The organism is Syntrophales bacterium (assembly GCA_035363115.1).
Classification (GTDB): domain Bacteria; phylum Desulfobacterota; class Syntrophia; order Syntrophales; family PHBD01; genus PHBD01.
The window spans coordinates 1-25,793 of sequence record DAOSEM010000003.1; the positions used below are offsets into that span (position 1 = coordinate 1).

Genomic DNA, 25,793 nt, shown 5'->3' on the forward strand with positions numbered 1-25,793 from the left:
GTTCCTCGAAAAAAGCCCCGATGGGTCCCAGCCCTCGGGGCTTTCGAGTCTCCGGGGCAAAGAATTATTACCGTTCCGACCGCGCTGAAACCCCCTTTAATATCCGGTCCAGTTCCCGATGATATTGCGGGTAACGGTCCAGATCGTTGTGCCCGCCGCCGGGAACGGCGATCAGGATGTGCCTGCCTGCGGCGAGGGCGACCAGGCGCTCGCTCATGGGAAATGGAATGATATCGTCGGCCGTTCCGTGAAACAGAAACACCGGGCAGGAAATGGACCGGATCCACTTCTCTGTCGGGAGCGTATATTTTAGAAAGGAGCGGATCATAAGCCGGGGAAGGAAGGGGTAATGATAGGCTCCCAAGTCTACCAGGCTGGTATAGGGCGACTCGAGGATGAGCGTCCGCGGTTTCCGCTGCGTTGCCACCCAAGCGGCCGGGCCGGTGCCGATGGATCGGCCGTACAGGACGATGGCCTGTTCGGGGTATTCGTTTCGCACGTGGTCGTATATCCGGAGGGTATCCTCCAGGAGATCTTGTTCTCCGTCGAGGCGACCCTCGCTCTTGCCGAAACCCCGGTAGTCGGGTATCACGAGGTCGTATCCCCGACGGGTGAATTCGGGGGCGATCTCCCCCCAGGTGCGAAGGCTGCCCGCATTGCCGTGAAAGTAGAGGACCACGCCCCGGGGTGCGGGAGTCCTGAAATGCAGGGCGTGCAGCTCGATTCCCCCGGCTTGCAGTCGGACTTCGCGAAATGGCTCTGAAAAGGAGAACCGGAAGTCTTTCGGCAGAGTTTCCGGATAGAAAATCAGGGATTCCTGGCTGCAGCCCGTCAGCAGCAAGGCGGCCATGAAGATGAGGAGCCCCGGCAGGAGCCGATGATTCCGTGAAAAACACTGCAACATCAGAATGTCTCCCGGTTCAGGAATTTCTCTATCATGGGGCGCTGGACATTGCCCAGTGATGAATGAATCCGCGACGGATGCTTCCCCGGATTGAGCCGTACCTGCGGCCGACGGGATGCATGCCCCGGATGCTCCGGTGCCGCCGGAACCTCGCTTCCCCGCTTGGAGTGCAATCACCGGGAACCTTTTGCGGCCAACGGATGATCATGGTAACCTGAAATGCATGCCGGACACGGGATATCCCGGTGGAGTGACGCTGAGGATAGAAATCGGTCATTCGCAAGGGAGGGAATGGGATGACGGACAAGGTGATCCTTTCCTGGAGCGGCGGGAAGGATTGCGCGCTGGCGCTCCGGGAACTGGCGGTGGGCGGCCGGTTCAGGACAGAGGCACTGCTGACGACCTTCGTCGCGGAAACGGACCGGGTGGTGATGCACGGGATTCCACGGCTCCTGGTGGAGGATCAGGCCCGGCTGATCGGACTTCCCCTGGAAGCGGTGTTTCTGGAGGAGAAAGCCGGGAACGACTCCTATGACCGGGCGATGGCGGCCGTTCTTGAAAAATACCGCCGGCGCGGCCTCTCCGGGATCGCCTTCGGTGACCTTTTCCTGGAAGATGTTCGCCGTTACCGGGAATCAAGGCTCACCGGCTCCGGGATGGTCCCCCTGTTTCCCCTCTGGGGAAAGGATACGAAAGTCCTGGCGGAACGGTTTGTCGAGGATGGCTGGCGGGCCATTGTTACCTGCGTGGACACGGATGCCCTGGACGGATCTTTCGCCGGCCGTCTCCTTGACCGTGAGTTTCTCTCCGACCTTCCGCCGGGTGTCGATCCTGCCGGGGAGAACGGCGAGTTCCACACCTTTGTTTTCGATGGCCCCATTTTTCGGGAACCCGTTTCCTTCCGGCCGGGTAGCATTTCCCTTCGGGATGGCCGCTTCCGGGATCTGGAACTGCTGCGGCCCTGAGCGGATCCCGATTCAAAAAACCGGTGCGGGATCGCAAAGAGGATCCTGTAAGGAATGGAACACGCGGGGGGCTGCCGGGGGGGGAACGGGACGGATGGCTCCTGGCACGACTCCTGTTTGTCTCACGCGGATGGATGTGCTAAGAGATTCCCAGCGTTTTTCTTACCGGGGCCACACATATTTCCGCATCCTTCTCCGGGAAGGCTCCGCGACGAAAGAACCGTTCTGGGAGCGTTTATGCTTGAGAAAATAACAGGTTATGCTGATACTGTGAATGCGTTCTTTGCTCAGTACTCCGAACGGTTTGCGGTCTGGTACGGGGGGTTGAGCGAGATGGGTCAGGTGGGAGTTCTGGTCGGCGGGGCGATCGGCGTCATGATTCTCATCGCCCTGTTCGCCATTTCCCGGCTTACCCGCTGATTTCCCGCCTGCGGACAATCATCATGGAAGAGGCTTTGCCTCGTCGATCAGCATGATGGGGATCCCGTTGCGGATCTCGTAAAGCAGTCTGCATGCATCGCAGATCAGCCCATCTCCGGTCTCGTTGAGCCGGATGTCCCCCTTGCATCGGGGGCAGGCCAGTATTTCCAATAGTTCCTTGCTGATGGTCATTCATTCCTCTCTTTCTCTTCCGGTGCACCCAGGAAAACCGTGTACCCGATGACCAGGAAATGGTTGTTGATGCCGGTGTTCGGAGTCCTTGTGCCCCCGTTGGAAAGGTGCCGGATCCGATAGCCGATGTTCAGCGCCGAGTTCCTGCTGAAGGGGACATAGAAACCGCCTCCCGCCTCGCTGTCCATTACAAAACCCCTTGCCTGCTGCTCCGTGCGAACGGATATGAAGTGTGGGCCGCTGGAAACCGCCGCGTAGAAAAACAGGTTTCTCAGGAGGGGATAGACGTATTGGATCCCGATACCCAGTCCCAGCTCGTAATCCCCGGCGGGCTCGTGGACCGGTGTAAAGCGCGGCTCGGCGAAAACCGTGAACCGCCCCCGGTGTGTTCCGGGGATGCCGAGGAAACGGTTGATGTCGAGGCCGAAGTGGGCCGCCATGAGGATCGGCTCGTAGCTTCCCTCCGGAATCTTCCCGAAACCGAATCCTCCCAGCATGCCCGCCTCGGAAAGCCGGACGGGATAATCGATGCGATTCAGGCTGGTTTCCGGAAGCGGAGGCGTTATCATGCCCGACGATGGTTCCGCATTCCGTTGTGGTTCCGTTTCCGGGGCCGCCGGCTTCGATTTCGCGGGAGGGCTGCCCGGAACGAGCGTCTGATCCGGGTGAAACCCCGTTTCTCCGACACTGACCCACTGGCCGGGGCGGACGCGCACCCCCTCGATCCGGATCCGTCCCGTTGCCGCCGGAACGGAGGAGGAGATCCCGCCGGTCTCCCGGCCGGACGGGTCGGCGGATGCGCCGTCCGCTCCGCAGACGATGCCCATCAGCAACAGGATGGCCAGGAGGTATTGGAACCGGGCATGCCGGCATCGCCTTGTTCTCATCGAACTTCCCCCGGGCCGGCATATTTCCGGACGGCTTCCAGGACCATGTCCACGGAGATCTCCTTCATGCAGCGGCGGGTGTTGCAGGTCTTCTGGAAGCAGGGACTGCAGGGCAGCTCCGACCGGATCACCGTGTGGATCCTCCCATAGGGCCCCGTCCGGGCCGGTTCGGAGGCTCCGAAGAGGGCCACCACGGGCGTCCCCACCGCCGCGGCAATGTGCATGGGACCCGAATCGGGCGTCACCACGACGGCGGCCCGGCGATACAGGTGAGCCAGTTCCTTCAGGGTTGTCCTGTTCTCCAGGTTCAGTGCCCTTGTTTCCATCGCTGCCGCAATGCGGCCGATCCGTCCCCCGGTTTCGTGCCCCGTGATCACCACCGGCCGGTCCAGCTCCACCCGGACTCGATCCCCCAGATCTGCAAACCGGTCATCCTCCCACAACCGGGTCTCTCCGGCGTAGGACATCGGGCTCAGGACTACAAACGGGCGTTCCGGATCCACGCCGCTTTCCTTCAGCAGAGCGTCGGCCCGGTTCGCGCTGTCCACCGGGATATCCAGAAAAAATTCCGGTTCCGCCGTATCCGCTCCCAGGTGCCGGGCGAAGTCCAGGTAGCGGTCCACGGCGTGCTTGCCCATGTCCTCAGGGATTTTTTCACTGTAGAACAGGCCGCTCATCTCCTGCATGCTGTCGTAGCCGAGCTTTCGCTTCCCGCGGCTCGCGAACACGAGGATGGCGCTCTTGAAGAGCCCCATGAAATCGATGATCACATCATAGGGCCGGTCCCTCAGGTCCCGAAGGAACCGGTGGATTTCCCCGAGGGTTTCGCCGACGTTGCGGACGCTCCCGAGACGGCGGGCCCAGCGCTTTCTTCCCGAGACGAGGATCCTGTCTATCTGGGGATTTCCCTGAATGATGTCAAGAGATTCTTCCTCCACAACCCAGGTGATGTGGGCCTCGGGGTACCGCTTTCTCAGGGCCGCAAGCGAGGGAAGCGTGTGGACCACGTCTCCGATGGAGCTGAGCTTGACCAGAAGGATGTTCATGGCCGGCCGACCTCGCCGAGGATCCAGCGGGCGGCATCCATCAGATCCTCTCCTATGTAGGCCGCTTCCGGCGGTGCCGTCACGTCCCGCCCATAACCCGTCCGGACCAGGATTCCCCTTGCGCCCGCCCGGGTTCCCGCTTCCACGTCCTTGGGCATGTCCCCGACCATGAAGGAGTCCTCCAGGGCGATTCCCATCTCGGCAGCGGCCCGAAGAAGCAGTCCCGGCCTGGGTTTCCGGCAGGCACAGTCCATGCGGTAGGCCCCCAGGCCCTCCGTCGGGTGGTGCGGACAGAAGTAAAAGGCGTCGATAAGGGCTCTCTGTCCGCGAAGAAGATCCAGAAGATGCCGGTGGGTTTCCTCCACGAAGGCCTCGTCGAAGAATCCCCGGGCGATGCCCGACTGGTTTGTCACGACGACGACCTTCATCCCCGCCCGGTTGAGCATTCCGATTGCCTCGGCTGCTCCGGGAAGGATCCGGAGTTTCTCGATGCGGTCCAGGTACCCCACCTCTTCGTTGATCGTTCCGTCCCGGTCGAGAAAGACCGCCCGCTGTCCCCTCATCGCCGGCCTCCCTCGAAAAGCGATCGTGCCTCGTTCCAGACGTCTTCGGCGGAGATGGCCTCCATGCAGCGGAAATCCTGCGGGCAGGTCTCCTTCAGGCAGGGGCTGCAGTCCATGGGCTTGCGGACAATGGAGAACCGGGGGCCCATGGGGCCCGTCGTCACGGGGTTCGTGGAGCCGAAGACGGCGACCGTCGGGACGCCCATGGCCGCGGCCACATGCATCAGGCCCGAGTCGTTGGAGACGAAGACGCGGCATCGGGAAATGAGGGCCAGGGCCTCCCGGAGGGAGGTACCCCCCGCGAGGTTGACAAACCGCGCCTTCGCGGCCGCCTGGACCGCCCCGGCGCTCTCCCGGTCCCCGGAACTGCCGAAGACGAGGACCCGTGCTCCGAATTCCGCCGCCAGACGATCGGCCACGGCGGCGAAGCGATCCGGAAACCAGCGCTTGGCCGGCCCATAGGCCGCCCCGGGCGCGATGCCTGCCAGGGGGGCTTCGGGATCGCACCCCCGCTCCACGAGGACCTTCTCCGCAAGGTCCCGGTACTCCGCAGGCGGCACCAGGAGGGGAGGCGGCGGGTCCGGTGGCGGAAGGCCCAGGGCCCGGACCATTTCCAGGTAGTACCGGCTCTGGTGCACCCGGAGGATCTCCCGGGACCGCCGCACGGAAGAAGTCAGGAGCAGCCCCCGGGCGTCCGTGTTGTAACCGGCCCGCACGGGAATTCCAGCCAGCAGGGTCACGATGGCCGCTTCGATGGCATTCTGCAGGAGGATGGCCCCGTCAAATGCCATGCCGCTCAGGTCCCGGGCGAGGCGCAACCGACCGGACACCCCGGCGTGGATCCCCGGTTCCCGGAAGGTGAGAACCTCATCGGCATGGGGGCAGATCCGGTAGACCTCTCCCACCCAGGGTTTCGCCAGGACGGTGATGTGCGCTTCCGGCATGCCTGCACGGATGGCCGCCATGGCCGGGAGGGTGAGGATGGCGTCGCCGATCCAGTTGGTCCCGCGAACCAGGAGGCGCCGGATCTCCCGGGCCGGAAAAGGCCGGCGGTGAACGACCGGAAGCGGAGACTGGAAAACGGTCTGGTCTGTCATGTCCGCCTCGGCGCCTGCCAGGGTTTCGTCTTCCAGCGCTGGTGGACCCAGAACCACTGGTCCGGGTACTTCCGGACCGTGTCTTCGATGATGCTCGTGAAGCGCTGGGTGTTTTCGAGCACGTCCTCCTTTCGGTTTCCCGTCCGGGCCAGGGGGACCTCTTCGCCGAGAACGAACCGGTATTTCCCGTTTTCGAGGCGGGCCATGTATCCCGGAAGGACGGGAGCCTCCGTGTGGAGGGCCAGCAGGGCAAGGCCGTCGGACGTACAGGCGGTGCGGCCGAAAAAGTCGACGAAGACTCCTTCCTGCCAGGCCACGTTCTGGTCCAGGAGAAGACCGATGATGCCGTTCTGCTTCAGGATCCGCAACATGGGCCGCATGGCCCGGTCCTTGTCCTGGAGGATGTTGCCCGTGCAGGAGCGGACCTTCGACACCAGGATTTCCAGGGTCGGGCTGTCCATGAGCCGGTAGATCACCATCATGGGCTTGATGACCAGAGCGGCGGTGACGGCCTCCAGCTCCCAGTTCCCGAAGTGGGCGCCGAAGAGAAGAAGCCCCCTGTTCTTTTCGAGAGCCCGGAAGGCATGTTCCACTCCCTCCAGTTCCACCCAATCCGCCAGGTTTTCACGGCCGATCTTCGGAAGGTCGAAGAATTCCGCCGCCACGATCCCCATGTTGCGATAGACTCCCCGGGCAATCCGGCCCAGTTCGTCATCCGGTTTTTCCGGGAAGGCCATGCGGAGATTGTGCAGGGCGATCAGGCGATGCCGGGAGTCGGCTGCATAGGCGAGGAGGGCCAGCCGGACGAAGAAGGCCTTCCGGATCCCCAGCGGGATCTGCTGGAAAAAGTGCAACAGGTTATCCGCCCGGGATTCCGCGCTCATGTCCGTTCCTGTTCTTTCATGCAACGCCGCGATTCCAGGATCTCCAGGATGTCCCGGCCGAGAATGCCGTCGTCCGGCTCCATATGCAGGTCCACTTCGAGTACCAGGAGCCCGGGAAGAGAGTCTTCCATTCCGGCCAGCCGGGCGGCGTCTTTTTCGGTCGTGACGATTCCATCTGCCATGGCGGCGGACCGGCGGATCTCCTCCAGATCTTCCCGGCTGAACCGGTGGTGGTCCGGATAGGCCAGGAACGGCGCCACTTTGCACCCCAGCGTCTCCAGCGTATGCCGGAAGGCCTGCGGGGAGCCGATCCCGGCAAAGGCCGAGAATGTTTTTCCCGACAGGGAATCGAGCGGCAGTGTCTCCCCGCCTGCGGCGCGCACCAGGCGGGACGGCCGGTGCAGGGCCCGGAGGGTCGGCCGCCCGCAACCGGGAAAGGCCTGTGGATTTTCTTCTCCATCGTCGTCCGTCGCGGGGCCCGTCCGGATCATCCAGCGTGCCCGCCGCAGGGATTCCAGGGGCTCGCGCAGGGGTCCCCGGGGCAGCAGGTGGCCGTTCCCGAAGGGTCTGCGGGCATGGACGACGAGAATGTCCACGTCCCGATGGAGGCGCCGGTGCTGGAAACCGTCATCGAGAAGCAGGACATCCGCCCCGAAGCGGTCCACGGCCTCGCGCCCCGTCCGGTACCGCTCCGGCCCCGTCAATACCGGCACACCGCGGAGCCGGCGGGCCATCATGAACGGCTCGTCGCCGCAGACGGCCGGCTCGGAGAGCACATGCCTTCCGTCGGAGACGATCTCGACAGGTCCCCTGGGCCGGCCTCCGTATCCGCGGCTCAGGATCGCCGGTTTGCTTCCATGCTCTTTCAGGAACTCCGCCAGGTGAATCACCAGGGGGGTCTTCCCGGTTCCGCCGACGGTCAGGTTCCCCACGCTGACCACCGGAACGGGCAAATGGCGTATCCCCAGGATTCCCCGGTCATACAGGGCGTTCCGAATCCGTATCCCGAATCCGTATCCCCCGGAGGCGACACCCAGGACCGGACCCATAAGGAGGCTCGGAGAGGCGTCTTCCCCATACCAGAGGGACTGGATCCGATCGTGAAGGTTCCTGGTCGGTTCGGTCTGCATCTCGCGGAATCGTCAGCCTTCCCGGAATTGCATGTTGTAGAGCCGCCGGTATTCGCCCTGCTTCTCCAGGAGGGTTTCGTGGTTTCCTTCTTCGACGATCTCACCGTTGACGAGGACGATGATGCGGTCGGCGTTTCGGATCGTCGACAGCCGGTGAGCGATGACCAGCGTCGTCCTGCCCTTCATCAGGTTCTCGAGGGCCTCCTGAACCTCGATTTCCGCCTCGGTGTCGAGGGACGAGGTCGCCTCGTCGAGGATCAGGATGGGGGCGTCCTTCAGGATCGCCCGTGCGATGGAGATCCGCTGGCGCTCTCCGCCGGAGAGCTTCATCCCCTGTTCACCGATCAGGGTGTCGTACCCCTCGGGGAGCCGCATGATGAAGTCGTGGGCATTGGCAGCCCGGGCGGCCCGGACGATGTCCTCCTGCGAGGCCTGCTGGTTTCCGTAGGCGATGTTGTTGCGGACTGTGTCATTGAAGAGGATCGTCTGCTGGGTGACGATGCCGATCTGCCCCCGCAGGGAGTCGATGGTCGCTTCCCGGATGTCGTGCCCGTCGATGAGAATTCTTCCCTCCGTGACGTCATAGAAGCGGGGGATCAGGTTGACGAGGGTGGTTTTCCCCCCGCCGCTCATGCCCACCAGGGCGATGGCCTCGCCGGCCCGGATCGAGAGATCGATGTTCCGGAGAACCGGGTCCTCTTCATACCGGAATGTCACATTCTGGATGTCGATTCCTTGCGTGATCCTTGGAAGTTCCGTTGCATCGGGGGCGTTGCGGATCTCCGGGACGGCGTCGATGATGGCGAAGACCCGCTCGGCGGCGGAGATGCCCTGCTGGATCTGGTTGTTCGTTGCTGTGAGGCGCTTGATGGGCTCGTAAAGCATGATCAGGGCGGTCAGAAAGGAAAAGAAGGTCCCCGGTGTGGAAGAGCCGTGAATCACCTGCCAGCCGCCGTAAAAGACGATGATGGCGATGCCGATGCCGCCCAGGAACTCCATCAGGGGGCTGGAGAGGGCGTTGACGGTAACGGCCTTCATGAACAGCTTCAACAGGTTTTCGCTTTCCTTTTCGAACCGCTTGTTTTCGTAGTCCTCCATGGAGAAGGCCTTCACGATCCGCGCCCCCGTGATGGTTTCCTGGAGGAGGCTCGTGAGGCTTCCCATGGTGATCTGGGCTCCCGTCACGGCGCTGCGGATCTTCCGGCCGAACCGGGAGATCGGATAGACCGTCAGGGGGAAGACGACCATGGCGATGATGGCCAGCTTCCAGTCCCTCCAGAAGACGACGAAGACGAGGCAGAGGATGGTGAAGCTGTCCTTCAGGAGGCTCGTGATGGCCTCCGACACGGCCCCCTGGATGTAGTTGACGTCGAAGGTGATCCGCGACATCAGGACGCCCGTGGGGTTCTTCGTGAAAAACGACAGCGATTGCTGCTGAATCTGTTTGTATAGCCGGTTCCGGAGATCCGTGACGATCCGCTGTCCGATCCAGTTCATGATGATCGCCTGGGCATAGGTGCACGCTCCCTTCACCAGGTAGATCCCGATGACGGCCAGGGGGATCCACTGGAGCATCCGGGCGTTCCGCTCGACGAAGATGTCGTCCAGGGCGGGTTTGACCAGGAAGGCCAGGACGGACGTCAGTCCTCCCACGATGAGCATGAAGAACATGGCCAGGATCAGCTTGGCCGTGTGAGGTTTGGCAAGGCGGAAGAGACGCTTGAAGACGATCACGATGGGGCTCCTTTTTCCCCCCGGGCCATGGTACAGGCGATGAGGGCTGTATTCCTGGCGGCGCCTCCGGTTCCGAGTTTTTCCCGGACCTCGCGGAAGGCGTCCGTCATCGTTTCCCGCCGGCGATGGTCCGTCAGAAGAGGCAGGACCTCCTCCGCAATCCGCTCGGGCGATGCCGCGCCCTGAATCAGTTCGGGGACGATTGTCCGCCCGGCGACGATGTTGGGCAGCCCGATGTGGTCGATCCGGATGACCAGGCGGGCGAACGGGTAGGTCAGCGGGGAAACTTTGTATACGATCACCATGGGAATGCCCAACAGCGCCGTCTCCAGGGTTGCCGTGCCGGAGGCGACAATGGCTGCGTCGGAGGCGGCGATGACTCCATAGGTGTCCCGGCGGATCAGGTGAACGGGGACGGCGCTTGCTTCCGTAAGGCTCCGGAGGAGCTCTTCCGGGAGCGTGTCCGCCAGGGGGAGTACGAACTGCAGGTCCGGCAGCTTCATCCTGAGAATATCCGCCGCCCGGAGCATGGGATCCAGCAGGCGGTCGATTTCTCCCTGCCGGCTTCCCGGCAGCAGGGCAATGGTTCTCCGTTCCGGGGCCAGTCCCAGCCGCCGCCGGATCTCCGAAACGGACCCATCCGCCCTGACCGTGTCGAGGAGCGGATGCCCGACATAGGCCGCATCGATCCCGGCCTTTTCGTACAGCGGCATTTCAAAAGGAAAGATGACGGCCATTCTGCTTACCGTTTCCCGGATCGACCGGATTCTGCCGGCTCCCCAGGCCCAGATCTTCGGGCTGATGTAGTAAAGGACGGGGATTCCGGCTTTTTTCGCTACCCGGGCGAAGCGAAGATTGAATCCCGGGTAGTCGATGAGGATCACCAGGGCGGGACGGTCCGTCTCGAGAAACCGGCTAAGGCGGGAGAACAGGGTCCTGATCCGGCCGAGTTTTCCGAGAACCTCCGTGAGCCCGACCACTCCCAGCTCGGAGACGTCGGCCAGGAGAGTGACCGACGACGCCTGCATATGCATGCCCCCCACTCCGTAAAAGGCGAGGGTGGGATCGATCTCCCTCATGGCCGAGGCGAGCTGGGCTCCGTAGAGATCTCCCGATGCCTCGCCCGTCAGGATCAGAATTTTCGAGGAGTGTTCCATCGGCGCTGCCGTCTCTCCGGTTTCAGCGGTTGCCGGGGAACGGATCGGAAGGAAAGCCTCTCTGAATTGGATCCATCTGCCCGCGTCGAGCGCTTCCATCCCCGTGAAGGTCCGTCTCACCTTCGAGTGAGAAACGATGTTCCTTCCCGTTCGGCAATCTATCTGCAGATGCCCCGCTGGGAGTTTTCCAGAAAGGAAACAAACTGGCGCACCTCCGGAAGGTCCTCCACCTCCGCCCGGATCCGCTCGATGGCTTCGACCAGCCGCAGGGAGGATCGGTAAACCAGCCGATAGGATTCCCGAAGTGCCTTGATCGACGGCTCGGAAAAGCCCCGCCGTTTGAGGCCCACCAGGTTCAGCCCATAGGGACGGGCCCGGTTGCCCGAGACGGTGATGAACGGCGGCACGTCCTGGGCTACGGCGGAGGCTCCTCCGACGAAGGCGTGGGCGCCGATGCGAATGAACTGGTGGACCCCCGACATCCCGCCGATGATGGCCCAGTCCTCCACATGAATATGTCCCGCCAGGTTCGTCGCATTGGCCATGATGACGTGATTGCCCAGCTTGCAGTTGTGGGCGATGTGGCAGTACGCCATGATCAGGTTGCGATCCCCCATGATGGTGACGCCGATGTCGGACACGGTGGAGCGGTTGATGGTCACGAATTCCTTGATGATGTTGTGATTTCCTATGACCACCCGGGTCTCTTCCCCCCTGTATTTCAGGTCCTGGGGAATCCCGCCGATGGAGGCGAACTGGAAGATCCGGTTGCCCTCCCCGATATCCGTGTGGCTCTCGATCACGACATGGGGGCCGATGACCGTGTTCCGTCCGATGGTGACGCTGGGTCCGACGATGGTGTAGGGGCCGATTTCGACATCCTCGGCAATCCGGGCGTCGGGGGCGATCACGGCCGTGGGATGAATGCTCATGAATTCCGTCCTTCCAGTTTCTTTTCCAGTGCTTCCAGCCTTTTGGCCAGGTCGAGAAGCTGCTGCCTCATGGCCGGGAGTTTCGGGATCGTCGCCTCCAGCCGCAGCCATTCACGGTGGGGCATATGGGGTGCTCCGGCCACAATGGTCGCGGCGGGGACGTTCTTGTGAATCCCGGCGCGGGCAGCCACCATGGCGTGGTCTCCGACCTGGATGTGTCCCACCAGGCCGGCCTGCCCGCCGATCATGACGCCCCGGCCCACGGTTGTGCTGCCGGAAACGCCCGCCTGGGAGACGACGATGGCATATTCTCCGATGACCACGTTGTGGGCGATCTGGACCAGGTTGTCGATCTTGGCGCCTTTCCGGATCCAGGTGCGGCCCATGGTTCCCCGGTCGATGGTCGTATTGGCGCCGATTTCGACATCGTCGTCGATCTGGACGATTCCGACCTGGGGAATCTTTATGTTTTCCCAGCCGGGCCGCGCAAAGCCGAATCCGTCGCCCCCCACGACGACGCCCGCGTGAAGGATGACCCGCTTCCCGATCCGGCACCGATCATACACCGTCACATTGGGGTGCAGAACCGATTCCTCGCCGATCGACGCGTCGACACCTACATATGCCCCCGGGTAGAGCACGGCTCCCGCCGCGATCTCGGCACCGCGGCTTACCGTTGCCCCGGCATGGATGCTGGACTGCGGGGAAACCCTGGCGTCCCGGTCGACGAATGCCCGCTCGTGGATGCCCGGTCGTTCCGGTTCCCGTGGATGGAAAAGGGCAAGCGCCTGGCCGAAGGCGACGTAGGGGTCGGCGACCACGATCAGGGTCCGGCCGGGTTCTTCCGTTCCCGGTGCAACAAGAACGGCGGTCGCCCGGGTGGTTTTCAGTCGAGATCGGTACCTGCGGTTGGCGATGAATGCCAGGTCGCCGTCTCCGGCTTCTTCGATACCCCGCACGCCCGCGATCAGGGCATCCGCATCCCCGTGAACAACGCCGCCCAATCGGGCGGCGATCTCCTGAACGGTCCAATTCACGCTGTGTTCCGGTCGACGCCGGTTCCCTTACTTCTTCTTGTCCTTGAAGGTCCTGTTGAACTCTTCCACGACGCGCTTCGTGATGTCTTCCTTCGCGTTGAAGTACGGGAGCTGGAGAACGTATGGATCCAGAACCATTGTATATTTTTCTTTTTCGGCGATGGACCGGACGATCTTGAGGACTTCCGGGAACAGCTTTTTAAAGATATCCTGTTCCTTGGCCCGGAGATCATCCTCGAAATCCTTGGCAACGACCTGGTAGTCCCGGTATTTCTTCTGCAGGGTCATCTCCTTCTCCCGCAGGGCCGATTCCGTCAGGACGGTCCGCTGCTTTTCCAGATCCTCCCGAAGCTTCTTGAGCTCCTTTTCTTTTTCTTCGATGACGGCCTTGTCCTTGGCGATGAGCCTGCGCATCTCGTCGCCCATCTGTTTGCCCGCATTGGAGGTCAGCATGGCCTCCTGGATGTTGACAAAGCCGACCTTTTCCGCAGACCAGGCCGCCCCGGACGACAGAGCCAGCAGAAGCAATCCCGCAATGACACCAAACACCGCTTTCTTCATTCGTGATACCTCTCTTTCAGCTTTTTTATTCGCTACATGAACATGCCGATGGCAAACTCCCATCGCGACGCGGATTCGCCTTCCTTGGCGTCAAGCACATAGCCCCACTCAAGGCGCAGGGGACCCAGCGGCGAATACCAGCGGATTCCCGCTCCCGTCGTATGCCGGAAGTCGCTCCCGAAGGAATACGTATCCCAGGCGTTGCCGGTGTCGTAGAAGACGACCCCCTTGATGCCGGCTTCCTTCACGAGAGGGAAAAGGTACTCGACATTGAAACAGAGGAACGTTGTTCCCCCGATGACGTAATAGCCCGTCGCATCCTTTGGTCCCACGTCCTTGAGACCTCTCAGGGAGTTCATCCCGCCCAGGGTGAACCGCTCGAACAGGGGAATGCTCTCCCCTTCGCTCGGAGCCAGGTAACCGGCCCGTCCCCGGACGCTGAAGACCGTGTCCAGGGGAAGGCCGAAAAACCACTGCGACTGTACCACGGCCTTGACGTAACTTGTCGTTCCTCCCAGGAGTTTGCTTGCGTAGCCGACGGAAACACCGTTGCGGGAACCCCGGGTCGGGAAAAAGTTGTCATCCGACGTGTCCCGGTTGAGGCCGACACTGACGATGCCTGTCCGGTATTCTCCCGCGTAAGCCTGGATGTACTGGGGCGCGTACACGTTGATATCCTTTATGGTATCGATCGAATACGTGAAGCCGAAACTGCCGCTGAAGAATTCCCAGAGGGGATATCCCAGGGTGAATCCCCCGCCCGTTGAATTCACGTTGTAGTAATCCCACTCCTTCTCAGAATGCCAGGCGTTCCAGTTGCTGAAGAGGGGCAGGTCGAAGAGCCAGGGCTCGATGAACTGCAGCTCGAACCAGGTCTTGGTGCTGGAAAAGCTGGTTTTTAACTTCAGGGTCTGTCCCCGGCCGAGGAAGTTCTGCTGGGAGATCTCCGCCACGAAAGCCAGGTGGTCCTGGCCGCTGTAGCCGGCTCCGATGCTGAACATTCCCGTTGCCTTCTCCTTCACGTGGATGCGGACGTCCGTCAGATTCTCCGCGGGCCCTTTTTCTGTCTGGAAATTGATTTCCTCGAAGTAGCGGGTCCGCTCCAGGGCGGTATAGCTGTTCTTCAGGTTCGTGCTGTTGTAGAGGTCCCCCTCGACGATGGACAGGAGCCGGCGCATGACCTTGTCCCGGGTCTTCGTGTTTCCCGTGAAGGTGATGCGGTTGAAGTAGACCAGGATCCCCTTGTGGATCCTGTAGGTCACGTCCACGGACAGATCTTTCTCCCGGATGTCCGTCTGGGGTTGCACGTCAGCATAGGCGAACCCCTCGTCGTTGGCGGCCTTGGTCAGCGTGTCGATATCCCTGATGATGGCCGATCGGTCGTAGAACTCTTTCTTTTTGATCTCCAGCCTATCCATCAGCTTCTGGCGGGTGACGTCGAGGGGGTCGCCCGCGATTGCGACGGTTCCCACGCGAAAGCGCTTTCCCTCGTTGATGGGGATCTTGATGTAGATGCCCTTGGCGTCATGGGTGATAACCGGGTCCGCCACCTGGGCCTGGATGAATCCGCTGTTCAGGTAGAAGGCACTGATCCGGGCGACGTCCTGCCGGAGTTCGTCCTTCTTGAGAAGACCCGAATCGGTAAAGACGTGGAGGATGCCCCACTCGGTAGTCTTCATCTGTTTCTTGAGTTCTTTGTCCGTGAAGGTCCGGTTCCCCTCGAAGGAAATCTTCTCCACGTAGATCTTCTTGTTTTCCTGGACGGTCACAACAATGCGGGTGTCTTTTTCTCCCGCTTTTTCAACTTTATACGTGATCTCGGCGTTGTAGTAGCCTTTCCCCTCATAGAGGGTTTTGATCTTGGCGATATCGGCGGCCAGCTTTTCCGCGTTGAGGACCTGCCTCGTCTTTACGCTCATGTTCGAGAGGAGTTCATCTTTATCGATGGCCTTGTTCCCCGTGAACTGGATCTGCGAAATGAGTGCCTTTTCCACAATGTGGAACGTGATGACCGTTCCTTCCGGAGTCGAGGAGACCTCGACCTTCACGTCATCGAAATACCCCATCCCGTAAATCGCCTTGATGTCTCCGGACAGATCGGCCTCGGAGTAGACGTTGCCCTTGGCGCTTTTCATGACCTGGGCGATGGCGCTGCTTTCGATTTTCTGGTTGCCCTTGAAGTCTACCCGGGCGATCCGCTGTACTTCTCCAATCCGGAGCAGGAGATCTCCCCTGAGCCGGGAGACCATGGCGGGAATACCCTCCAATCCCCGCCCCTGGGCGAAAACACCCGGAAAGGCCTGCCCTTTCTGCACATCGATGATTTTCGCATCCACGCTGATGAGCTCGCCGAACTCGGACACGCTGCCCAGGATGGCGTACAGTGCCCCCGTATCTTTTGCGGCCGCCAGGGCCGTTTCCTCGTTCAGCGGCATGCCTGCCACCCGTTTGAGAATCGTATCCCTGTCCACGGGCCGGATGCCCCTGGTTCTGGCCAGATCGGCGTACAGGGCGCTGAAGATGGATTCCTGGAGGAGGTCCCGCTGTGTTCCGCTGAAGACCTCAAAGGGAAGCAGCGCGATGGTTTTGGTTTCCTGCGCGGCGACAGGGTGCGGATTGCAAAAGAGGGAGACAGCGATGAAGAATCCGAGAATGCATCGGACGAAGTCAGATCGAGTTTTCGTCATGCTGGAGCACCTTTCCGTCCTTCAGGCCAACGCTTCGGGACATCCGTTTCGCCAGGGACCGGTTATGGGTCACCACGACCAGGGTTATGTTTCGTTGACGATTCAGATTCATCAGCAGATCCTCGACCTTCCGTCCCGTTTCCGTGTCGAGGTTTCCGGTGGGTTCGTCAGCCAGGATGACCTCCGGTTCCATGATGACCGCTCGGGCCACGGCCACCCGCTGCTGTTCGCCGCCCGAAAGCTCTCCCGGCTTGTGCGCCATCCTATCACCAAGTCCCACATCCATCAAGATTGATTCAGCCCGCTTCCGGGCCTCCTTTTGGGATAGGCCGGAGATGAGGGCAGGCATCATCGTGTTTTCGAGGCTTGTGAACTCCGGCAGCAGGTTGTGGAACTGGAACACGAAGCCGATCCTCCGGTTGCGGAAGGACGCCAGTTCCTTTTCGTTCCAGGAGAAGACGTCCGCCCCGTCGAAGAGGACCTTGCCCGCCGTCGGATGGTCGAGGGTTCCCAGGATGTGCATCAGGGTGCTCTTCCCCGCCCCGGAGACCCCCAGGATGGCCAGGGACTCCCCTCCGGGGATGACCAGATCCATCTCCTTGAGGACCTCGATCCTCTGCCCGTTTTTGATGAATGTCTTTTCCAGGTTCCTGACTTCGATCATGGAGATTGCAGCCGTTTTCTATGTGCGGACGTCCGCCCGCGTCTCAGTCGTAACGGAGGGCCTCTGCCGGATCCAGCCGGGATGCCCGCCACGAGGGGTACAGGGTGGACAGGAACGAGATCAGGAGCGTCCCGACTACGATAATACCCACATCCGAATAATTGACCCGGGACGGAAGCTCGCTGAGATAGTAGACTTCGCCGGGCAGTATCTTGAATCCGAATAAGCGCTCGATGAAGGAGGACACGGGTTCGATGTTCCATGCCAGGAGAAGCCCTCCGGCGCACCCCAGAATCGTGCCGATGAAGCCGATGGTCACCCCCTGGAGGATGAAGATCTTCATGATGCTCCGTGAGGTGGCCCCCATCGATTTCAGGATGGCGATATCCTTATTCTTTTCCATGACGACCATGATGAGCGTCGTGATGATGTTGAAGGTCGCCACGAGAACGATCAGGCTCAGGATGATGAACATCACCTTCTTCTCCAGCCGGAGCGCCGCGAAGAGGTTCTTGTTCATTTCCATCCAGTTGCGTGCCCAGTATGGAAAACCGAGTTTTTTCTCGATGTTCTTGGCGATCTCCGCCGCTCGGTAAATGTCCTTCACCTTGACCTCGACCCCCGTAACGCGGTCATCCATCCCCAGAAAGGCCTGGCAGTCCTTGAGGGAGAGATAGGCCAGGGTGGAGTCGTATTCGTAAAAACCGGATTCGAAAATGCCCACCACGAGGAACCGTTTCATCCGCGGGACCATCCCCATGGGGGTGGATGTGCCCATGGGCGAGATGACGCTGACGGTTTCGTAGAGATAGAGCCCCAGGTGCTTGGCCAGCTCCTTGCCGACGAGGATGCCGGGCAGGTCCGCCCGGTCCCTGGGAATCGCGGCCGCATTCCGGCGGTCCGGGAGGAGGGCCTCGACGCTTCCCTCCTTCATCTTCCCGAGGCTGATGACGCGGAAGGCGTCTTCCGGGGAGAGCCCCCGGAGGACCACGCCGCTTATGCCGTCCCCGTTCTTCAGCATGGCCTGGCTGTAGATGAAGGGCGTCGAGGCCACCACGCCGGGAGTGGAATTGACGGCCTCCTGGACGGTCCGGTAATTCTGCATCGGGCCTGTATACTGCATGATGACGGCGTGGGAATTGATGCCCAGGATCTTGTTGCGCAGGTCCGTCTCGAAGCCGTTCATGACCGCCAGGACCACGATGAGGGCCGCCACCCCCAGGAAGATCCCGGTGATGGAAATCAGCGTAATGACCGAGACAAAAACCTGCTTGCGCTTGGCCCTTAGGTAACGGAGGCTGATATACGATTCGTATGGCATGATGGATGGTCCGGAGAGAAGGGTGCCCGACGGATCAGGCGTCTTTCTGGCGCATCTGGGGATACAGGATCACGTCCCGGATGGAGGCCGAATCCGTGAAGAGCATGACGAGCCGGTCGATCCCGATTCCCTCCCCCGCCGTCGGGGGCATGCCGTATTCCAGGACCCGGACATAGTCTTCGTCCATTTCGTGGGCCTCTTCGTCGCCGGCCTCCCGCTCCCGCAACTGCTGGAGAAACCGCTCCCGCTGGTCGGCGGGATCGTTGAGCTCGGAGAAGGCATTGGCGATCTCCTTCCCGCAGATGTACAGCTCAAACCGGTCCACCAGCGACGGCTCGTCGTTGTTCCGGCGGGACAAAGGAGAGACCTCCACGGGGTAATGGGTCACGAAAGTCGGCTGAACCAGGCCTGCCTCCACCTTTTCCTCGAAGACGGCCATGAGAATCTTGCCGGCGGGATCGCCGTCTTTGATCTCGATTCCAAGCGACCGGGCGAAGGAAGCAATCCGGGAGGGATCCTCCAGGGTTTCCCGATCCACGCCGAGGCTCTCCATGACGGCGTCCCGGACGCGCACCCGGCGCCAGGGAGGGGTCATGTCCACGTCCGTTCCCTGATACGGGAAGCGGGTTCCGCCGAAGAGGTTCCCGGCGATGAAGACAAACAGCTCCTCCGTGAAGTCCATCAGGTCTTCGAAGGTGGCGTAGGCCTGGTAGAATTCCATCATGGTGAACTCGGGATTGTGGAAGGTGGAAACGCCTTCGTTGCGGAAGTTCCGGTTGATTTCGTAAACCCGTTCCAGTCCCCCCGTAACCAGCCGCTTGAGATAGAGCTCCGGGGCGATGCGGAGAAACAGGTCCATTCCCAGGGCGTTGTGGAAGGTCTTGAAGGGGCGGGCGGCGGCTCCTCCGGCCCGGGGCTGCATCATGGGCGTTTCTACCTCCAGGAAATCGTGGTCGTCCATGAAGCGGCGGACCAGGCGGATGATCCGGCTCCTCTTGATGAAAACCTCGCGCGATTCCGGATTGGCAATCAGGTCCAGGTGGCGCTGCCGGTAGCGGGTCTCGATGTCCGTCAGGCCGTGCCATTTCTCCGGAAGGGGCCGCACGGCCTTGGCAAGGAGCCGCAGCTCCCTCGCCTCGATGGTCAGTTCTCCCGTCCGGCTCTTCATGATCCTGCCGGAGAGAGAGACGATATCGCCGACGTCGAGCGACTTGAAGAGGTCGAAGGCCTCGGGCCCGACGGCGTCCCGGCGGATGAACCCCTGGATCCTGCCGGTCCGGTCCTGGAGGGACACGAAGGCACCCTTGCCGAAGTCCCGGATGGCCATGATCCGGCCCCCCAGGCTGAATGTTTCCTCGATTCCCTGAAAGGCATCCTTGTCCAGGGCTCCGAATCGTTCGGTAAGCGCCGCGGCGGTGTCGCCCACCCGGATCCCGTTGGGGTACGGATCGATTCCCCGGGCGGCCAGTTCGGCCACCTTCTCCCGTCGTATCTTCAGAAGTTCGCTTTCTTCCATGGGTTCCCGTGATCAGTTGACGTATAGAGGGGTGTTGGACTATATGGATTTTTCCGATTCGTCAAGCAAATTCACCCGCCGGGGCGCCCTGTTCCCGACCTCCGGCGACGGGGAGTAAACCTTTGGAATCAGCATTATTCCGGGAGGATGTTCCTGTCTCGGACTGGTCGGACTGGCGCTGGCAGCTGGCCCGGTCGGCCCTTCAACGGGACGGGCTGGCCCGGATCCTGGGCAGGGAGACCGTGGCGGGACCTGCATGGGAACGTCTGCTGCGACTTTATCCCTGCCGGATCCCTCCTTATTATATGTCTCTCCTGCGTCTCGGCGACGCCGGGGATCCCCTGGCCCGGCAGGCCTTTCCGGACCCCCGGGAACTGGAAGACCGGTCCGGGGAAGATCCGGATCCCCTGGACGAGGAAAAACACATGCCCGTGCCGGGGCTCATCCGCCGCTACGGGAACCGCTGCCTCCTCCTGGCGGCGGAGCGCTGCGCCCTGCACTGCCGCCACTGCAACCGAAAGCGGCTCTGGGGCCGCCCTGCATCCGGGAGCCGGTTGTCCCGCCTGCGCCGTGCTCTGGAGTGGATCGCCCGGACTCCGGCGATCCGGGAGGTCATCCTCTCGGGAGGAGATCCCCTGACCAGTGACGATGGAGAGCTGGACTGGCTCCTGGGCTCGCTGCGGGCGATCCCGCACGTGGAGGTCCTTCGCCTGGGCAGTCGTGTGCCCGTCGTCCTGCCCATGCGGATCACCGGGGACCTCTGCCGGATCCTCCAGCGCCACCGCCCTCTCTGGCTCAATACCCAGTTCAACCACCCACTTGAAATCACAGAAGAATCGGCAGCCGCATGCGACAGGATCCTCACCTGCGGCATCCCCGTCTCCAGCCAGTCGGTTCTCCTCAAGGGAGTCAACGACCGCTGCGAGGTCCTCCGGGATCTTTTCGAGGGTCTCCAGCGCATCTCCGTTCGCCCCTATTACCTCTTCCACTGCGATGCAGTGAAGGGAACGGGCCACTTCCGGACCTCCACGGCGGCAGGCATGGAGATCATGGACCGGCTCTGGAGGGACCTGTCGGGTCTCTGCCTGCCCCGATACGTGCAGGACCTCCCCGGCGAGGGGGGCAAGGTTCTCCTCCATCGGCCGACGGCCGGCCTCCGCCCGGAGCCGTAATCCCCCAAGGGTTTGTTTTCTTTTGACAAGGTCTGTCAAATGCATTATGAATCCCAATCCCGAGCGGTGAATAACCCCTTGGATTTCCACAAGGAGAGACAGCAATGTATACGGCCAGCGACCTGCGGAAGGGGCTCCGGATCAAGATCGACGGCGATCCCTATGTCATCACTGAATTTAATTTCGTGAAGCCCGGGAAGGGACAGGCTCTCTACCGGTGCAAACTCAAGAACATGATCACCGGAAGCCAGTTCGAGCGGACGTTCCGGTCGGTGGACATGTTCGATCCGGCGGATCTCCAGGTAAAGACGATGCAGTACCTCTACATGGAGGAGGGCAAGTACTGCTTCATGGACACGACCACCTTCGAGCAGGTATTCGTCACGGAGGACCAGGTGGGTGAGGCGAAGAACTTCCTCCTGGAAAACGTGGAGGCGGAAGTCCTTTTCTTCGAGGACCGGCCCCTGGGGGTGACGCTGCCCAACTCGGTGGACCTGGTGGTGACCAAGGCGGACCCCTGGATCAAGGGCGACACGGTGTCGGGAAACGCGAAGCCCGTCACCGTCGAGACGGGTTACGTGGTCCTGGTCCCCTCCTTCATCGAGGAAGGGGAAAAGATCCGCATCGACACGCGCTCGGGGGAGTACCTCACCCGGGTGAAAGACTGATCTCCCGTGGAGCAAGAAGAATCCTGGCTCCTGGCCGGACGGCGGAGGGCCCTTGATATCCGGGCGCGGATGATCGAGGCTCTCCGCCGTTTCTTTCTGGAACGGGACTATCTGGAAGTGGAAACTCCCGCCCGGATCCCGGCCCCCGCGCCGGAGACCCACATCGAACCCGTCCCGAGCGGGGACTGGTTCCTTCACCCCTCTCCCGAACTTTGCATGAAGCGGCTCCTGGCCGCCGGGTATCCCCGGATCTTCCAGATCTGCCGATGCTTTCGCGCTGGCGAGAGGGGGGACCGCCATCTGCCCGAATTCACCATGCTGGAGTGGTACCGGCGGGGCATCGATTCCCGGGAGCTGATGGACGAGTGCGAGGCCCTTGTCCGCTCCGTGGCGGAGGACCTCGGGATGGGCGACGTTCTTTCCTGCCGGGGGAAACCATTCAGGCTTTCGGCTCCCTGGCCGAGGCTTTCCGTCCGGGATGCCTTTGCCGCTCATGCCTCGATTTCTCCCGAAGAGGCCCTCCGGCAGGAGCGCTTCGAAGAGGTTCTGGCCTTCGAGGTGGAGCCTCTCCTGGGCCGTGAAACCCCCCTGTTTCTCCACTCTTACCCGATGGCGCATGCATCCCTGGCGAGAGCGGACCGGGACGATCCGTCCGTGGCGGAGCGTTTTGAGCTCTACATGGCGGGGATGGAACTGGCCAACGGATTTGCCGAGCTGACGGATCCCGTGGAGCAGCGGCGCCGTTTCGACGAGGCCCGGGCGGAGGTGGAGCGCCGGGTCGGAACCGCTCCCCCCCAGCCGGAGCGGTTTCTCCGGGCGCTGGAAAGGATGCCCGAGGCGTCGGGAATCGCCCTCGGGGTCGACCGGCTGGCCATGGTTTTCTGTGATGCCGCGACCATCGACGAGGTCGTGGCCTTCCCTCCGGAAATCCTTTGAACCACATGGATTTCCGAGACTACTGCCCTTGACAAGGGGGCGAAATTCCATTACGGTCCATCCAGTTTCAAATACCCTCTCAGGAGTGAGCAATGTCCCCTGCCGCCGCCGCCGCGGGAAGCACATTTCATGGTACCCTTCTCGGAATGATCCTGGGCGCGGGACTGATGGTGCAATTTGTCCTCGTCCTTCTCCTTTTGTTCTCCGTTGTTTCGTGGGCCATCATTTTCATGAAGTACCGCCAGTTCAGAAAAGTTAAAAGGGATAATGAGGCTTTTCTGGAGAGTTACAGCAACAGCCGCCGCCTCTCGGAGGTTTACCCCCTGGCGAAGAAGCACACCGATTCCACCCTGGCGGGGGTCTTTCTGTCGGGATACGAGGAGTTGGGCCGGGTTGGCAAGATGGGTTCCGATTCGTCGGGTTCCGAAGCCTCTCCCGTATCGATCGAACGGCGCGGGGTCGATCACGTGGAGCGTGCCCTGGGGCAGGCCCTGGGCATGGAGGGCGCAAAGCTGGAGAGTGCCATCGGATTCCTGGCCACGACCGGGAGTGCCAGCCCCTTCATCGGACTGTTCGGCACCGTCTGGGGGATCATGGACACTTTCAAGGGAATCGGAGCCCGCGGATCGGCGACACTCGCCGTCGTCGCACCGGGCATCTCGGAGGCCCTCATCGCTACGGCGGCCGGTCTGGCGGCGGCCATCCCGGCGGTCATTTTCTACAATTATTACGTGAACCGCGTTCGAGGCATGACCCAGGACATGGAGCACTTCGCCTCGGAGTTCCTGAACCTGGTGGACCGTCATTCCGGGAGATCCTGAATCCGTGATGAACCGTTTCCGCAGGACCGCATCGGACCACAAGCCCATGGCGGAGATCAACGTGACGCCGCTGGTGGACGTAGTCCTGGTGCTTCTCATCATCTTCATGGTGACGGCCCCGATGCTCCAGATGGGCATTGATGTGAACCTTCCCCAGGTGAAGGCGAAGAGCGTCGATGTGACGGAGGAAAAACTCGTCCTGACCATCCGGAGCAACCAGGAGATCGTGATCAACCGGACCCGGGTGCCCCTGCCGGAGCTCAGTGACAAGCTCGAGGCCATCTTTGCCAACCGGATCGACCGGGACCTCTATCTGAGGGCGGACAAGACGGTGCCCTATGGATTCGTGGTCCAGGTCATGGCGGCGGTGCGAAAGGGCGGCGTCGACAAACTCGGCATGATCACGGAACCCCCGGAGGAGGAGCGATGACAGCCACAGGGCTCTTCCGGCAGCATGGGGGGAGCAGCCTGAACCGCATGATCCTCCTGTCCGGATTCCTGCACTCTCTCGTCTTTGTTCTCATGATTGCCCTCGGTCCCCTGTCTTCCCCCACGCGGCTCACCTTCGGCCCGGTCCACTCCGTTTCCCTGGTCAGCATGGCGGACATCACGCCCAAGTCCTCCGGGCCCGATCTCACCCGGGAGGTCCTGCGCACGGTTCCGCCCGCCCAACCGAAAATCCTGCAGAAGGAACCGGTCATCCTTCCCAGGAAGAAGACAGAGCCGGCGAAGCAGAAGGCGGCCCTGGACCGCAGGATCGAAGAGCTTCGCAAAAAAGTCGAGCAATCGGAGCGTGCGGAGGCGTCCCGCCCGGCCATGTCGACCCGCTTCTCAACTTCCGGGCAGATGTCCGAGGCCGACCTGAACAACCGCATGGGGATCTACTATGCCGTTCTCTGGAACCGGATCCGCAGCCAGTGGGCGCTCCCGGCCGATCTGACGAAAGGGAAGGCCCTGGAGGCGGTGGTCCTGGTCCGCATTCTCCGCAGCGGGGAGATTGCCGAACTGGACTTTGAAAAGCGCTCCGGAAACCGGTATTTCGATGATTCAACCATGAAGGCGGTGCAAAAGGCATCCCCGTTCCCCCCCCTGCCGGAGTGGATTCCCGACCGGGTAGTCGAGATCGGGATCCGATTTCATTCGTCCGAGCTGAAAAGGTGACCCATGAACGAACCGGTCCATCCCCGCGCAAAAATTACGATATCGGCGTTCCTACTCTTCCTCCTGCTCCTTGCTCCCGCTCCGGTCCAGGCGCTGGTCTACCTGGACATCGATTCCCCCGCTTTCCATAAGTACCCGATCGCCGTGGCCGATTTCAGGCCCGGGACGGCCGGTCCCGGATCGGACCGATTGTCGCAGGATCTGGCGGACCGGCTGGGGCGTTACCTGGATGTGACGGGTTTCTTCAACGTTATCTCCCGGAAGGCCTTTCTGGAGGATCCCCGGAAGGCGGGTCTTCTCCCCGGTACATTCCGGTATGACGACTGGTCTGCCATCGGCACCGAGTTCCTGGTCAAGGGGTCCTTCAAGGTCACAGGAGCGGACCTCGACATCGAGGCCCGTCTTTTTGATGTCGTAAAAGGGCAGGTCATCGTGGCCAAGGGCTACACGGGAAACAAGGACAAGCCCGAGGTGCTGCTCAGGCTTCTCGCGTCGGATATTCTGGTCGCCCTCACCGGGGAAGGGGGTGTGTTCGATACGAGAATCGCCTTCGTCATGAAGTCGAAGGGGAAGGCGGATCTCTACTCGGTCCTTTTCGACGGTACCGAGCGGCAGCGTCTGACGAGCCATCAGAGCATCATCCATTCCCCGCGATGGTCTCCCGACGGCAGCAAGCTGGCCTTCACGTCTTACAAGGAAAGCAACCCGGACCTTTACATCCTTGACGTGGTGACCCGCAGAATCAGGAAGATTCTCGACTACCGGGGGATCAACCTGTCCGGCTCCTGGTCCCCCGACAGCCGCCGGCTGCTGGTTACCCTGAGCAAAGACGGAAACGAGGAGATTTACATCCTCGACACGGCCACCTATATGTCCCGCCGGATCACCTTCAGTTCGTCCATCGACATCTCCCCCGCCTGGTCTCCCGACGGCGGGCGGATTGCCTTTGTATCCAACCGGGCCGGCTCCCCCCAGATCTACCTGATGAATGCCGACGGCAGCAACGTCCGCCGGCTCACCTACGAGGGAAGGTACAACACATCCCCGTCCTGGTCCCCCAAAGGAAAGCGCATCGCCTTCGAGGGTATGGCCGGCGGCCGGTTCCAGATCTTCACCATCGACGAGGACGGGTCCAACCTCCTGCAGCTCACCTTCGACCGGGGCGACAACGAATCGCCCTCCTGGTCGCCCGACGGCCGCTACATCGTCTTCAGCTCCCGCTCGGGAGGAGGGAGAATCCTGGTGATGAATGTCAACGGGACAAATGTCCGGACACTCCAGGACGGGGGGGGGGCCTCGCCGTCCTGGTCGCCGCGGCTGAAGTGACCGGGCGCATGC

Annotated in this window: 26 protein-coding genes; 9 read left to right on the forward strand and 17 right to left on the reverse strand. The window is 61.7% G+C overall.

From position 1 onward, the window contains the following. Positions 1-67: 67 nt before the first annotated feature. A complete protein-coding gene (locus PLO63_07900) occupies positions 68-904 on the reverse strand; it encodes an alpha/beta fold hydrolase (protein ID HOI74053.1) in 837 nt (278 codons plus the stop codon). 296 nt (positions 905-1,200) lie between these two features. Between PLO63_07900 and PLO63_07905 the strand changes: the two genes are divergently transcribed. After that, the gene (locus PLO63_07905; protein ID HOI74054.1) at positions 1,201-1,869 is read left to right on the forward strand and encodes an adenine nucleotide alpha hydrolase; all 669 of its coding nucleotides are present in this window, start codon (positions 1,201-1,203) and stop codon (positions 1,867-1,869) included. Between the two features lie 237 nt (positions 1,870-2,106). After that, a complete protein-coding gene (locus PLO63_07910) occupies positions 2,107-2,289 on the forward strand; it encodes a hypothetical protein (protein HOI74055.1) in 183 nt (60 codons plus the stop codon). A 21-nt stretch (positions 2,290-2,310) separates the two neighbouring features. On the opposite strand, the gene PLO63_07915 is transcribed toward PLO63_07910, so the two are convergent. The 16 genes from PLO63_07915 to lysS form a co-directional block, all read right to left on the reverse strand. After that, on the reverse strand, positions 2,311-2,481 hold the full coding sequence (locus PLO63_07915) for a Trm112 family protein (protein HOI74056.1): 171 nt from the start codon (positions 2,479-2,481) through the stop codon (positions 2,311-2,313). Beyond that, positions 2,478-3,368, reverse strand: coding sequence for an acyloxyacyl hydrolase (locus PLO63_07920; GenBank protein HOI74057.1), 891 nt, complete (start codon positions 3,366-3,368; stop codon positions 2,478-2,480). The genes PLO63_07915 and PLO63_07920 overlap by 4 nt, the downstream gene beginning before the upstream one ends. Then, positions 3,365-4,414, reverse strand: coding sequence for a lipopolysaccharide heptosyltransferase II (waaF, locus tag PLO63_07925; GenBank protein ID HOI74058.1), 1,050 nt, complete (start codon positions 4,412-4,414; stop codon positions 3,365-3,367). The genes PLO63_07920 and waaF (PLO63_07925) overlap by 4 nt, the downstream gene beginning before the upstream one ends. Beyond that, positions 4,411-4,977, reverse strand: coding sequence for an HAD family hydrolase (locus PLO63_07930; GenBank protein HOI74059.1), 567 nt, complete (start codon positions 4,975-4,977; stop codon positions 4,411-4,413). Before PLO63_07930 ends, waaF (PLO63_07925) begins: the two co-directional genes overlap by 4 nt. Then, a complete protein-coding gene (gene waaF / locus PLO63_07935; protein ID HOI74060.1) occupies positions 4,974-6,074 on the reverse strand; it encodes a lipopolysaccharide heptosyltransferase II in 1,101 nt (366 codons plus the stop codon). Before waaF (PLO63_07935) ends, PLO63_07930 begins: the two co-directional genes overlap by 4 nt. Beyond that, positions 6,071-6,958 carry a lysophospholipid acyltransferase family protein gene (locus PLO63_07940; protein HOI74061.1) on the reverse strand — a complete coding sequence of 296 codons (888 nt, stop codon included), beginning with the start codon at positions 6,956-6,958 and terminating at the stop codon, positions 6,071-6,073. The genes waaF (PLO63_07935) and PLO63_07940 overlap by 4 nt, the downstream gene beginning before the upstream one ends. Continuing rightward, entirely contained in the window at positions 6,955-8,088 is a 1,134-nt protein-coding gene (lpxK, locus tag PLO63_07945) for a tetraacyldisaccharide 4'-kinase (GenBank protein HOI74062.1), read from the reverse strand. Before lpxK ends, PLO63_07940 begins: the two co-directional genes overlap by 4 nt. A gap of 12 nt (positions 8,089-8,100) precedes the next feature. Then, complete coding sequence (gene msbA / locus PLO63_07950) at positions 8,101-9,822, reverse strand: lipid A export permease/ATP-binding protein MsbA (GenBank protein ID HOI74063.1); 1,722 nt, start codon at positions 9,820-9,822, stop codon at positions 8,101-8,103. Further along, entirely contained in the window at positions 9,819-10,979 is a 1,161-nt protein-coding gene (gene lpxB / locus PLO63_07955) for a lipid-A-disaccharide synthase (protein ID HOI74064.1), read from the reverse strand. Before lpxB ends, msbA begins: the two co-directional genes overlap by 4 nt. A 158-nt stretch (positions 10,980-11,137) precedes the next feature. Next, positions 11,138-11,911, reverse strand: coding sequence for an acyl-ACP--UDP-N-acetylglucosamine O-acyltransferase (lpxA, locus tag PLO63_07960; GenBank protein ID HOI74065.1), 774 nt, complete (start codon positions 11,909-11,911; stop codon positions 11,138-11,140). After that, positions 11,908-12,948, reverse strand: a complete 1,041-nt coding sequence (lpxD, locus tag PLO63_07965) for a UDP-3-O-(3-hydroxymyristoyl)glucosamine N-acyltransferase (protein ID HOI74066.1) — start codon at positions 12,946-12,948, stop codon at positions 11,908-11,910. The genes lpxA and lpxD overlap by 4 nt, the downstream gene beginning before the upstream one ends. Before the next feature lie 27 nt (positions 12,949-12,975). Further along, positions 12,976-13,509: an OmpH family outer membrane protein gene (locus tag PLO63_07970; GenBank protein ID HOI74067.1), complete on the reverse strand. Its 534-nt coding sequence runs from the start codon at positions 13,507-13,509 to the stop codon at positions 12,976-12,978. Positions 13,510-13,541: 32 nt separating this feature from the next. Then, entirely contained in the window at positions 13,542-16,196 is a 2,655-nt protein-coding gene (bamA, locus tag PLO63_07975) for an outer membrane protein assembly factor BamA (protein HOI74068.1), read from the reverse strand. Continuing rightward, positions 16,177-16,860 carry an ABC transporter ATP-binding protein gene (locus PLO63_07980; GenBank protein HOI74069.1) on the reverse strand — a complete coding sequence of 228 codons (684 nt, stop codon included), beginning with the start codon at positions 16,858-16,860 and terminating at the stop codon, positions 16,177-16,179. Before PLO63_07980 ends, bamA begins: the two co-directional genes overlap by 20 nt. Before the next feature lie 43 nt (positions 16,861-16,903). After that, positions 16,904-18,181, reverse strand: a complete 1,278-nt coding sequence (locus PLO63_07985) for a lipoprotein-releasing ABC transporter permease subunit (GenBank protein ID HOI74070.1) — start codon at positions 18,179-18,181, stop codon at positions 16,904-16,906. Between the two features lie 34 nt (positions 18,182-18,215). Beyond that, positions 18,216-19,697, reverse strand: coding sequence for a lysine--tRNA ligase (gene lysS, locus PLO63_07990; protein HOI74071.1), 1,482 nt, complete (start codon positions 19,695-19,697; stop codon positions 18,216-18,218). 122 nt (positions 19,698-19,819) lie between these two features. Here lysS and PLO63_07995 point away from each other — a divergent pair, with 122 nt between their 5' ends. The 7 genes from PLO63_07995 to tolB all read left to right on the forward strand — a co-directional run bounded on the left by PLO63_07995 (position 19,820) and on the right by tolB (position 25,781). Continuing rightward, complete coding sequence (locus PLO63_07995) at positions 19,820-20,869, forward strand: KamA family radical SAM protein (GenBank protein ID HOI74072.1); 1,050 nt, start codon at positions 19,820-19,822, stop codon at positions 20,867-20,869. Positions 20,870-20,973: 104 nt separating this feature from the next. Then, positions 20,974-21,537 carry an elongation factor P gene (gene efp, locus PLO63_08000; protein ID HOI74073.1) on the forward strand — a complete coding sequence of 188 codons (564 nt, stop codon included), beginning with the start codon at positions 20,974-20,976 and terminating at the stop codon, positions 21,535-21,537. A 6-nt stretch (positions 21,538-21,543) separates the two neighbouring features. Continuing rightward, positions 21,544-22,473 carry an EF-P lysine aminoacylase EpmA gene (epmA, locus tag PLO63_08005; protein ID HOI74074.1) on the forward strand — a complete coding sequence of 310 codons (930 nt, stop codon included), beginning with the start codon at positions 21,544-21,546 and terminating at the stop codon, positions 22,471-22,473. A 92-nt stretch (positions 22,474-22,565) separates the two neighbouring features. After that, positions 22,566-23,294 carry a protein TolQ gene (tolQ, locus tag PLO63_08010; protein ID HOI74075.1) on the forward strand — a complete coding sequence of 243 codons (729 nt, stop codon included), beginning with the start codon at positions 22,566-22,568 and terminating at the stop codon, positions 23,292-23,294. 7 nt (positions 23,295-23,301) lie between these two features. Next, positions 23,302-23,724 (forward strand): biopolymer transporter ExbD, encoded by a 423-nt coding sequence (locus PLO63_08015; GenBank protein HOI74076.1) that lies wholly within the window; start codon positions 23,302-23,304, stop codon positions 23,722-23,724. Then, the gene (locus PLO63_08020) at positions 23,721-24,455 is read left to right on the forward strand and encodes an energy transducer TonB (GenBank protein ID HOI74077.1); all 735 of its coding nucleotides are present in this window, start codon (positions 23,721-23,723) and stop codon (positions 24,453-24,455) included. Before PLO63_08015 ends, PLO63_08020 begins: the two co-directional genes overlap by 4 nt. Before the next feature lie 3 nt (positions 24,456-24,458). After that, the gene (gene tolB / locus PLO63_08025; GenBank protein HOI74078.1) at positions 24,459-25,781 is read left to right on the forward strand and encodes a Tol-Pal system beta propeller repeat protein TolB; all 1,323 of its coding nucleotides are present in this window, start codon (positions 24,459-24,461) and stop codon (positions 25,779-25,781) included. Positions 25,782-25,793: the final 12 nt, after the last annotated feature.

Bases quoted from the DNA above. Each gene is read 5' to 3' on its own strand.
- PLO63_07900 (HOI74053.1), bottom strand. From the start codon at position 904: ATGTTGCAGTGTTTTTCACGGAATCATCGGCTCCTGCCGGGGCTCCTC.
- PLO63_07905 (HOI74054.1), top strand. From the start codon at position 1,201: ATGACGGACAAGGTGATCCTTTCCTGGAGCGGCGGGAAGGATTGCGCG.
- PLO63_07910 (HOI74055.1), top strand. From the start codon at position 2,107: ATGCTTGAGAAAATAACAGGTTATGCTGATACTGTGAATGCGTTCTTT.
- PLO63_07915 (HOI74056.1), bottom strand. From the start codon at position 2,481: ATGACCATCAGCAAGGAACTATTGGAAATACTGGCCTGCCCCCGATGC.
- PLO63_07920 (HOI74057.1), bottom strand. From the start codon at position 3,368: ATGAGAACAAGGCGATGCCGGCATGCCCGGTTCCAATACCTCCTGGCC.
- waaF (HOI74058.1), bottom strand. From the start codon at position 4,414: ATGAACATCCTTCTGGTCAAGCTCAGCTCCATCGGAGACGTGGTCCAC.
- PLO63_07930 (HOI74059.1), bottom strand. From the start codon at position 4,977: ATGAGGGGACAGCGGGCGGTCTTTCTCGACCGGGACGGAACGATCAAC.
- waaF (HOI74060.1), bottom strand. From the start codon at position 6,074: ATGACAGACCAGACCGTTTTCCAGTCTCCGCTTCCGGTCGTTCACCGC.
- PLO63_07940 (HOI74061.1), bottom strand. From the start codon at position 6,958: ATGAGCGCGGAATCCCGGGCGGATAACCTGTTGCACTTTTTCCAGCAG.
- lpxK (HOI74062.1), bottom strand. From the start codon at position 8,088: ATGCAGACCGAACCGACCAGGAACCTTCACGATCGGATCCAGTCCCTC.
- lpxB (HOI74064.1), bottom strand. From the start codon at position 10,979: ATGGAACACTCCTCGAAAATTCTGATCCTGACGGGCGAGGCATCGGGA.
- lpxA (HOI74065.1), bottom strand. From the start codon at position 11,911: ATGAGCATTCATCCCACGGCCGTGATCGCCCCCGACGCCCGGATTGCC.
- PLO63_07970 (HOI74067.1), bottom strand. From the start codon at position 13,509: ATGAAGAAAGCGGTGTTTGGTGTCATTGCGGGATTGCTTCTGCTGGCT.
- bamA (HOI74068.1), bottom strand. From the start codon at position 16,196: ATGACGAAAACTCGATCTGACTTCGTCCGATGCATTCTCGGATTCTTC.
- PLO63_07980 (HOI74069.1), bottom strand. From the start codon at position 16,860: ATGATCGAAGTCAGGAACCTGGAAAAGACATTCATCAAAAACGGGCAG.
- PLO63_07985 (HOI74070.1), bottom strand. From the start codon at position 18,181: ATGCCATACGAATCGTATATCAGCCTCCGTTACCTAAGGGCCAAGCGC.
- lysS (HOI74071.1), bottom strand. From the start codon at position 19,697: ATGGAAGAAAGCGAACTTCTGAAGATACGACGGGAGAAGGTGGCCGAA.
- efp (HOI74073.1), top strand. From the start codon at position 20,974: ATGTATACGGCCAGCGACCTGCGGAAGGGGCTCCGGATCAAGATCGAC.
- tolQ (HOI74075.1), top strand. From the start codon at position 22,566: ATGTCCCCTGCCGCCGCCGCCGCGGGAAGCACATTTCATGGTACCCTT.
- PLO63_08015 (HOI74076.1), top strand. From the start codon at position 23,302: ATGAACCGTTTCCGCAGGACCGCATCGGACCACAAGCCCATGGCGGAG.
- PLO63_08020 (HOI74077.1), top strand. From the start codon at position 23,721: ATGACAGCCACAGGGCTCTTCCGGCAGCATGGGGGGAGCAGCCTGAAC.
- tolB (HOI74078.1), top strand. From the start codon at position 24,459: ATGAACGAACCGGTCCATCCCCGCGCAAAAATTACGATATCGGCGTTC.